General features: G+C 67.9%; 9 protein-coding genes and 1 pseudogene. 5 read left to right on the plus strand and 5 right to left on the minus strand.

Translation table 11 applies throughout. The features are described from left to right. Together JYJ84_RS21340 and JYJ84_RS21345 are read left to right on the plus strand one after the other, a co-directional pair. On the plus strand, positions 1–543 hold a 543-nt coding region (locus JYJ84_RS21340; protein ID WP_240201885.1), incomplete at its 5' end, for an aldolase/citrate lyase family protein. A 120-nt stretch (positions 544–663) separates the two neighbouring features. Further along, entirely contained in the window at positions 664–1,980 is a 1,317-nt protein-coding gene (locus JYJ84_RS21345; RefSeq protein WP_175219345.1) for an MFS transporter, read from the plus strand. A 46-nt stretch (positions 1,981–2,026) separates the two neighbouring features. Here the strand turns inward: JYJ84_RS21345 and JYJ84_RS21350 are convergent, their stop codons facing one another. Beyond that, the gene (locus JYJ84_RS21350) at positions 2,027–2,194 is read right to left on the minus strand and encodes a hypothetical protein (RefSeq protein ID WP_164462801.1); all 168 of its coding nucleotides are present in this window, start codon (positions 2,192–2,194) and stop codon (positions 2,027–2,029) included. Positions 2,195–2,250: 56 nt separating this feature from the next. Then, the gene (locus tag JYJ84_RS21355; protein WP_175219343.1) at positions 2,251–4,149 is read right to left on the minus strand and encodes a DUF3857 and transglutaminase domain-containing protein; all 1,899 of its coding nucleotides are present in this window, start codon (positions 4,147–4,149) and stop codon (positions 2,251–2,253) included. A 344-nt stretch (positions 4,150–4,493) separates the two neighbouring features. On the opposite strand from JYJ84_RS21355, the gene JYJ84_RS21360 reads away from it, so the two are divergent. The 3 genes from JYJ84_RS21360 (at position 4,494) to JYJ84_RS21370 (ending at position 5,235) form a co-directional block, all read left to right on the plus strand. Beyond that, complete coding sequence (locus JYJ84_RS21360) at positions 4,494–4,679, plus strand: hypothetical protein (RefSeq protein ID WP_122948896.1); 186 nt, start codon at positions 4,494–4,496, stop codon at positions 4,677–4,679. 76 nt (positions 4,680–4,755) lie between these two features. Next, complete coding sequence (locus tag JYJ84_RS21365; RefSeq protein ID WP_122948895.1) at positions 4,756–5,031, plus strand: hypothetical protein; 276 nt, start codon at positions 4,756–4,758, stop codon at positions 5,029–5,031. A gap of 45 nt (positions 5,032–5,076) precedes the next feature. Then, entirely contained in the window at positions 5,077–5,235 is a 159-nt protein-coding gene (locus JYJ84_RS21370; RefSeq protein WP_164462800.1) for a hypothetical protein, read from the plus strand. Positions 5,236–5,356: 121 nt separating this feature from the next. On the opposite strand, the gene JYJ84_RS21375 is transcribed toward JYJ84_RS21370, so the two are convergent. The 3 genes and pseudogenes from JYJ84_RS21375 to JYJ84_RS21385 all read right to left on the minus strand — a co-directional run. After that, complete coding sequence (locus JYJ84_RS21375; RefSeq protein WP_043179198.1) at positions 5,357–5,677, minus strand: DUF1840 domain-containing protein; 321 nt, start codon at positions 5,675–5,677, stop codon at positions 5,357–5,359. A gap of 294 nt (positions 5,678–5,971) precedes the next feature. Next, on the minus strand, positions 5,972–7,942 hold the full coding sequence (locus tag JYJ84_RS21380) for an APC family permease (RefSeq protein ID WP_175219341.1): 1,971 nt from the start codon (positions 7,940–7,942) through the stop codon (positions 5,972–5,974). A gap of 341 nt (positions 7,943–8,283) precedes the next feature. Beyond that, positions 8,284–8,756 (minus strand): annotated as a pseudogene (locus JYJ84_RS21385) (glucokinase); the annotation flags it as partial.

Raw genomic sequence — 8,756 nt, forward strand, 5'->3', positions numbered from 1 at the left:
ATCGTGCCGACGATCGAGTCCGCCCGCGGACTCGTGCACCTGGGCGCGATGCTCGCCGCGAGCCCGCGCATCCGTCACGCGATGCTGGCGGTCGAGGATCTCGCGGCAAGCTTCGGCGCGCGCCGCACGCGTGACGGGCTGGAACTGCTGCATGCGCGCAGCCGCTTCCTGATCGAATGCATCGCGGCCGGCTGCCAGCCGATCGACCTGCCCTGCACCTACCTCGCGGCAGACGTCCTCGCGCACGATCTCGACACGTCGACCGGGCTGGGCTTCCGGTCGAAATGCGCGGTGTTCGCCGCGCATGTGGACGCGATCAACCGGGCGCTGACGCCGTCCGATGCGGACGCGCACGCGGCGCGCGCGCTGCTGGATGCCTATCGCGCGCAATCGGCATCCGGCCACGCCGCCGCCCCCGGGCGCATCGATGCACCCGACGCGAACAATGCGCGCCGGCTGCTCGAACGCCACGCGCAATGCCGGCGCGTAGCCGACGCGCATGCGCAGGCGGCGAGCATAAACGCCGCTAATGCTCGGAATTAAAAAACAGAATTTTACGCACGCATATCGGCGACGGATAAACCGCATTGCGGCACGCCAGGGCCTCGCGCGGCAGAACACCGCGGCACGGCCGGCACCCTCATACGAACGACAGGACAGCCCATGTCTCAACCTGCCCCCCACACGCATCAGCCCGTGCGCGCCGCCACCGCGGCGTTCATCGGCACCGCCGTCGAGTTCTACGACTACTACACGTACGCGACCGCCGCCGCGCTGGTGCTCGGCGACGTGTTCTTCCCGAGCGGCAACCACTTCCTGAGCACCATGGCGTCGTTCGGCATCTTTTTTGTCGGTTTCGTCGCGCGGCCGCTGAGCGGCGCCGTGTTCGGCCACCTCGGCGACCGCATCGGCCGCAAGAAAATGCTCGTGCTCACCATGTTCCTGATGGGGATCGCGACGACCGGCATCGGCCTGTTGCCCGGCTACGCGACGATCGGCATCTGGGCGCCGATCCTGCTGGTGCTGCTGCGGATCCTGCAGGGCATCGCGGTTGGCGGCGAATGGGGCGGCGCCGTGCTGATGGCGAGCGAACACGCGCCGGCCGGCCGCAAGACGTTCTTCGCGTCGTTCCCGCAAATGGGCAGCCCCGCCGGGCTGATCCTGTCGCTGCTCGCGTTCCGCTTCGTCACGTCGCTCGACCACGACAGCTTCGTCAGCTGGGGCTGGCGCCTGCCGTTCCTCGCGAGCTTCGTGCTGCTCCTCATCGGGATGGCGATCCGGCTCGGCGTGAAGGAGTCGCCCGAATTCGAACGCGTGCGCGATACCAACGCCGTGGCCAAGTACCCCGTCGCCGAAGTGCTGCGCACCGCGTGGGTACCGATCCTGCTGGCCGCCGCGGCAACGACGATCGGCTCGGCCGGATTCTTCTTCACGAATACGTTCATGATTTCGTACGTGACGACCTACCTCGGCATGTCGAAGTCGTTCATTCTCGATTGCCTGTTCGTCGTCACCCTCATCCAGCTGCTGTCGCAGCCCGTCTCCGCGCTGCTCGCGCAACGCTTCGGCGAGACGCGCTTCCTCACCTGCGCGGCCGTGCTGTCGATGCTGACACCCTATCCGATGTTCCTGCTCGTTCAGACCCGGAACCCCGTCGCGATCGTTGCCGGCATTTCGTTCTCGGTCGTCACGCTGTCGGCGATCTACGCGGTCATCGCCGGCTTCATGACCCCGGCGTTTCCGACGCGCGTCCGCTACTCCGGCATCTCGATCGCGTACCAGCTGTGCGCGATGGTCGCCGGCGGTACGACGCCGCTGATCGGTACGATGCTCGCGCAGCAGTTTCGCGGACAATGGCTGCCGCTCGCGGCGTTCTTCACGCTGCTGTCGTTCGTTTCCCTCGTCGGCATTGTCGGGCTCGGGCGCTACTGTCAGCGTCAGCGCGCGACCGTTCGCGGCGCGCTGGCGACCAGCCCGTGATACCGGGCCGGTGAGCGATGTGCGCGCAACGCATGAACCCGACCGCTCAACCGTTGCGCGCTTCCAGCTTGTCGATTAGCGCCGTCGCGCACTGCACGGCAAGCGCCGCGCACTGCTCCGCATCCACGACCGCGCCGCTCGCCGCGGTGCCCTGCACGATCCGGCCCAGCAAATCCTTCGAGAGATCGGCGATCTCGTAGTCCCGTTCCGTCATGATTTCCCTCCTGCGCGTCGACCGGTGGCGACGACGCGCGCACGTCCCCTGCCCGTTCAACGCCCTTTCGCCCGCACGACGATCTGCGCCTGCGTGTCGCGTTCGATATGTTCGAGCGACGCGCGCAGCGCCGTGAATTCGTCCGGCGTACACACCTGACGGCCGAAATCCGCGGTCATCCGCCGCGTAACCTGCACGACGCGCGCGGCCGCGTCGAATACGTAATGCGACGTGAAGTCGACGAAGCGGTCGTGCACGGCCGTATCGGTGGGCAGGTCGGTCAACGCGACATCGGCCGGCAGCGCGATCTGGCCGGTCTCGTCGAACGTGCCGCCGATGCAGCCCCACGGTTGCGTGCGCACCGGTTCGGCCAGCCAGTGCTCGACCTGCGTCGCGATGCCGCCCGTCAGGCTCGACAGCGCGGGCAACGCGGTCGTGCCGTCGGGCCACACGAAATGATCCAGCGTGCCCGAGACCGTCACGTCGAACGGCCCCTCGGTCACGCGCCGGTCGCTGGTCGACAGTTGCGCGCGGCCGCGCAAGCCGCTTTGCCGCAGGCGATCGTTCGCGAGTTGCGCAATGAGGTCGGGCGTCGCGCGGCGAAACAGGTTGCGTTCGAGTTCAGCCGTCCAGCCGTCGTCCTCGATGTACGCGTGAAAACGCGTAGCGCCGGGCCCGGCTGCATCGATCTCGACCCGCGCGATGCGGCCGCGCGGCTGCGTGGCCGGCGTGCGCGACAGCACACCCGTGTCGACGAGCAGCGCGGGACGGTCCATCACGATCGGCGGCAGATAGCCGAACGCGATGCCGGCCGTCGTCGTATCCGCATAAAGTGCGAGATCGGGCAGCCACGTGATCGCGTGATTGATCGCGCCGCCGCCGTACCCGGGCACCGACGGCAGCGTGTAGACCGACCCGAGATTGAGCAGCACCGGCTCGCTGCGGATGCCGACCGCCGCGAGCAGCGCGCCGAACAGCGCGACATGATCCTTGCAGTCACCGTAGCGGTTGCGCAGGATGTCCGTGACGCGATGCGGCGCGGCGGCCGTTTCGCCGAGAAACAGCCCGACGTAGCGGATGTTCGCCTGCACCCAGTCGTACAGGATGCGCGCCTTGTCGCGCGGACCGGCGGCACCCGCGGTGAGCGTGCGCGCCAGTTGCGCAACGGCCGGATCGTCCGTGCCCGGATCGACGGCCGCGTCGCGGTAGCGCGCGGCGAACGCCGCGTAGTCGGGCAGCGTCGACACGACGAGCCGGTCGCCATAGGTCGCGTAGCCGACCGCACCGTTCTCGATGCGGTCGTACGGGCCGTGCCGGTAGTCGAATTCGTAGCGCGTGCGGCCGTTCGCGGTGACCGGCGGCAGCGCGACGTAGCCGCGTGCATCCGCGTACAGCGGCATGTCGGCCGGCACGTCGAAGATCAGCCGCTGGCTGTCGACCGGCTCGCGCGACGGCTCGACGGTGTAGCCGAAGTAGCCGCGGTTGACCGGCTTCGTGCGGGTCTTGCGGAACGCCACGCGCGTGCTCGACCCGGCTTCGACGCCGGGAAACACGACGGTGCGCAACAGCCCGTCCTGGAACGTCGGCGCGCCGGCCGAGCGCGGTTCCTGCACGTCGCGGATGCCGTCCGCGCCGACCGGATGCGCGACACCGTCGCGGTCGATCGTCTCGGCCGCCAGCAGGTCCACCTTCTCGAGATTCTTGTCGAACCACACGTAGCGCTGCGCAACCGCATCGATGCCGCTCGCGTTGTTCGCACGCAGCGTCGAGTCGTCGTGCTCGTCGAGCGAACCGTCGTGCTGGATCACGAATTCGTGGACATCGCTGACGATCGTGACGGGCGCGTCGGTGCCCGGGTCGCCGTTGTCGCGCACATCGGCCACGGCAGCGCCTGCGCCGAGCGCGATCGCGCAGGCGAGCAGGCGGCCGGTCCAGCGGGAAGGAAAAAGCACCACGTCGAAGCTCTCCGCGCGTTCGTTGCCGGGCGCCGGGGCCGCGCGCCGGCGCGGACGGTTCGATCCGCATGACACGCACATGACCGCTCGCGCGCCGCATGCCCGTCGTGCGAACCAGTGTGGGTGACGTGCCGGCGAGCGTCAAGCCGCGCGGCGGCGAGCCGGACGCGCGTGCATCACCCGCTTCGCCACGCCGGTATGCCGCCCCGTGCGCGCTGTCCCGGGCGAGAGGGCTTTTTTGCATCACGTCGCGACATATAATTCAGTCAGATCATCCATGCGTGCGACGTCGACGGAATGACACGCTGCCGGACACGACACGCCGACATGGGGAAGGAGGCATCATGGCGATCATCAATAGCGACTTCGAGATGGGTTACCTCGTGATCGCGTTCACGCTGCTGGGCCTGGTCCTGTTTGGCGCACTGCTGACGGCACTCCATCTACGGTGGCATCCGAGACTGGTCGGCGCCGCGATCGGTGCGTTGCTCGGCATCGCGCTGATCGAAGCGATACCGATGCTGACGTGAATACGGCGCGGCGCCCATTCGTCCGATCACGCCGCGCGCAGGGTCGGAACGATCGGCGTCTGCCACGGAGGCCGTCATGGCTTCGCCGCTCTGCCTGACCTATCGCCAGTGCGGGATTCGCGCGATCGCGCTCGTCGACCCGGTGGCCGGCGAAGGGCTCGAACTCGGCGCGCTGTACGAGCCGCTCGCCGTCGTGGTCTGGCACGATGCCCGCGGCTGCCACGAAGCGCACCTGCTCGACCCGAAGCATCACGTATTCCGCAACGACGCGGACGCGGTCAGGATCTCGATCGCGCTGGCCAAGCGCTTCATCGACACGATGCTCGCCGGCACGTTCATGCCCGCCGGCTGACCGCCGGCCGCGGCGCCCTTTGTCCCTCGTCATGCTGGAGGCGACATGGAAAACAGTATCGTCCAGGCGTTCTTGCTGGTCGCGCTCCTCGTGTTCGCGGTGCTGTTCTTCACGGCCGGGCGCGGCCGCGACCGCACGCGCGACAGGCTGCTGCACCGGCCCGCGCGACGCTCGTCACGCTCGCATACGCATCATCATCCGTAATCGCGCTATCACGTGATCGCACCGCGCAAAAAAACCGGCCGGCGGCCGCGCGTCGAACGACGCCCATGCCGCCGGCCTTCCAGCGGAGGTCCGGTACCGCGGCGGCACGCGCGATGCGCGCCTACACGCCCCACATCACGTGCCGGCCCTGTTCGTGGGCCGCACGCATCATGTCCAGCAGCGGCCACGCGCGCTGCGCGAGCCCGCCCGCATGCGGCGACACGTCGTCGCGCAGCGCCTGCGTCGAATGCTCGTGTGCGCGTTCGCGCGCCGCATCGTCCCTGATGGCCTGTTCGAGCCGCGCGATCGCACCCGGCAGCTCGTCGGTGGAAATCACGCCGCGGACGTCCAGCCCCTTGCCGACCAACCCCAGCAGATACTGCGCCAGATCGCGCAGCATCACGATATCGGGTGCGGCAGAGGAGCGAAACGTGATCAGCATCGTCATTTCCCCTTGTCGTCGCCGCGACCCGTACGGCGCATCGTGCCGCCGGTCGCGGCGAGGCCCCGTGGCCATCCCGCTGCGCGTAAGCGCCGCCCGTTCTTCTGAACCGGACGTTCGCCCGGCACGATGCGCGCGTCGCGCGGCCGGGTTCGTATGTGGCGTGGAGGCCGGATGACACCGAGGCCTGATTCGATTTTATATCACATTGTGATGTATTCAAGCGTACAGACCCTGAATGGCACATAACCGTGCGGTGATGCCATCACGCGCCGCGGCACGCGACGTGCACCGCTACCCGACGTTCATCGGCAGCAGCACCATCTGCTTGCCCTCGACGTGCAGGCGCGCCTGCAGCTCGACGGGCGTCTGGTTGTGCAGCCAGGCCGTGAGGAAATTCACGCGCCGGAAGATCAGCTTGCTCGCGAAGCACACCGAGTTCGGATACTCGTCGAGCGTCGACGATGCGAGGTTCATGAATTCGACGACAGGGTTCGTGCCGAACGCGATCCGGTAGTCGGCCGCGATGCCGTTGCGGCGGCAGTGCGCGACATAGTAGTCGAGCGATTCGGTGATCGCGTGGCGCAGCCGTTCGAGATGTTCGTGACCGTCGTACGCCTTCGCGTCCACTTCGCCGACCGCGAGGAAGATCACGTTGCGGAAGTGGCCGGGGAACAGCCGGTTGACCCACAGCAGCGCGTGCATGCTCGCGCCGCGATGCTTGCCGACCAGCAGCACGGCGGTCGGCTGCGACGGGTCGGGCTTGCCCGGCGCGGTGGCCTCGTCGATTTCGGGTGCCTTGCCCGAGAACAGTTCGTCCTCCTTGGCGAGCTGCACACGCGTATAGGCGTAGTGGCGGTTGATCATGAAGCACAGCGCGATCACCGCGCTCGTCACGAGCACCGTGAGCCAGCCGCCGGCCGTGAACTTCTCGATCAGCGTGATCACGAGCACGGTCGCCGTCACGCTCAGCCCGAGCGCCGACAGAAAGAAGTGCTTGAACCAGCCCTGCTGGCTGCGATGATGCCACCAGTACGTGCACAGCCCGAGCAGCGACATGCTGAACGTGAGGAACACGTTGATGCTGTACAGCACGACGAGCACGTCGACGTTGCCGTGCGTCCACAACAGGATCAGCAGGCTCGACAGCCCGACGACGATGATGCCGTTCTGCCGCACGAGGCGCCCCGACAGGTCGCGGAAATGGCGCGGCACCCACGAATCCGACGCCATGTTCGACAGCACGGCCGGGCCGTCGAGGAAGCCCGTCTGCGCGCCGACCAGCAGCAGCCCGGCCTCGAACGCGAGCACGGCCGCGAGCAATGCGTGGCGCGCGAACGCCGAACCGAGCCCGAGATGGTCGATCACGCTGCCGAACACGACCGCGTTCAGCGTCTCGCCGTCGACGGGCTTCGCGTGCCACAGCATGTACAGCAGGATGATCCCGCCGGCCGTGAACGCGAGCGACGTCGACATGTACCACATCGTCACCTTCCCGTTCGGCACGCGCGGATCGGCGAGCATGTTCACGTTGTTCGACACGGCCTCAAGGCCCGTATAGGTACCGCCGCCAAGCGAGAACGCGCGCATCAGCAGCGCGAGCAGCACGAACAGGCCGAGCGACTGCGACATGCCGTGCGCTTCGTGCACGGCGTCGGGCACCACCATCGCGAGGCTGCTGCCATGCACGGCGACGCCATACACGATCAGCCCGAAGTGCAGGATCACGAAGCCGATGAAGATCGGCAGCAGCACCAGGATCGATTCGCGCATCCCGCGGAAGTTGAGCCCCGTCATCATCAGGATCAGCACGATCTCGGTCGTGAGCTTGAACGCCTGCGCGCTGACCGGCAGCAGGCTGAAGAACGCGTCGACCCCGCTCGCGAGCGACGTCGCGACAGTCAGCACGTAGTCGACCAGCAGCGCCGCGCCGGATACCAGCCCCGGCTTCGATCCGAGCAGCGACGTCGCGACGCGATAGCCGCCGCCGCCGGTCGGGAACAGCTCGATCACCTGGTTGTAGCCGAGCGCGATGATGAACACGGTCGCCGCGGTCGCGAGTGCGAGGAACAGCGCGAGCGCATGGTGCTGGCCGAGCGCGAGAAACGCCTCCTCCGGGCCGTAACACGACGACGACAGCCCGTCGGCGCCGAGCCCGACCCAGGCCAGCAGCGGCGTCACGGCAATCGCATGCCGCGTGCGCGGATCGAGCGGGTCGAGCGGCTTTCCGACGAGCAACTGCCACACTTTCTGGAATGCGGTCATGACTCCTCCGGAACGCCCGACGCATCGGCGCAACTGTTCTAAAAGTAAATGAGTTCCGGGACAACTTCCAGTCGGCGTATTCCATAAGGCGGCGTCGCGCGCGGCCGGATTGCTTTCAACACGCCGACACGCTTCAGACAATCGAGCTACAGCCACACCCTCCGGACATGACGGTGCGGTCGCGGCACGCGCGTGTTGCCCGCGGCGGCGGCACGACCGATCGACATGCAACAGGACGAGCTTGCGCGGCAACGCAAGCTTCCACCCGATCGCCGCGCGTCGGGAAGGCAACCGTCGCGCTACGACTCGGCGGCCCGTGCAACGCGTCAGCCGGCCTCGCCCAACGCGCGGGCGAGCAGACGCGACACACCGACGAAGGCCGGATGCGGCGCGGTGATCACGAAGGTCGGAATCTTCGCGAGATAACCGGCAAAGCGGCCCTTCGCCTCGAAGCGGGCACGAAACGGCGATGCATCGAACATTGCACCGAGGCGCGGCACGACGCCCCCACCGATATGAATGCCGCCGGTCGCGCCGAGGGTCAGAGCCAGATTGCCCGCGAACGTGCCGAGCATGCCGCAGAAGCACTCCAGGGTCGCCACGCTGCGTGCGTCGCCGTCGAGCGCACGACCGATGATGGCTGCCGTATCGGTCGCGCCGGCCTCGGGCGCGTCGCAGCTGTCGCGCGCCGCGAGCGCCGCGTGAATCACCGCGATGCCGGGCCCCGAGACCAGCCGCTCGAACGATACGTGCGGCCAGCGCGCCCGCGCGTAGTGCAGCACGTCGGCCTCGCGTGCGTCGGCAGGCGCAAACG

It is taken from the genome of Burkholderia sp. LMG 13014 (genome assembly GCF_905232215.1).
In the GTDB taxonomy this organism is placed as follows: Bacteria; Pseudomonadota; Gammaproteobacteria; order Burkholderiales; family Burkholderiaceae; genus Burkholderia.

Excerpts from the sequence above, each read along its gene's own strand:
- JYJ84_RS21345 (WP_175219345.1), top strand. The coding sequence starts at position 664 with ATGTCTCAACCTGCCCCCCACACGCATCAGCCCGTGCGCGCCGCCACC.
- JYJ84_RS21370 (WP_164462800.1), top strand. The coding sequence starts at position 5,077 with ATGGAAAACAGTATCGTCCAGGCGTTCTTGCTGGTCGCGCTCCTCGTG.
- JYJ84_RS21375 (WP_043179198.1), bottom strand. The coding sequence starts at position 5,677 with ATGCTGATCACGTTTCGCTCCTCTGCCGCACCCGATATCGTGATGCTG.
- JYJ84_RS21360 (WP_122948896.1), top strand. The coding sequence starts at position 4,494 with ATGGCGATCATCAATAGCGACTTCGAGATGGGTTACCTCGTGATCGCG.
- JYJ84_RS21380 (WP_175219341.1), bottom strand. The coding sequence starts at position 7,942 with ATGACCGCATTCCAGAAAGTGTGGCAGTTGCTCGTCGGAAAGCCGCTC.
- JYJ84_RS21365 (WP_122948895.1), top strand. The coding sequence starts at position 4,756 with ATGGCTTCGCCGCTCTGCCTGACCTATCGCCAGTGCGGGATTCGCGCG.
- JYJ84_RS21350 (WP_164462801.1), bottom strand. The coding sequence starts at position 2,194 with ATGACGGAACGGGACTACGAGATCGCCGATCTCTCGAAGGATTTGCTG.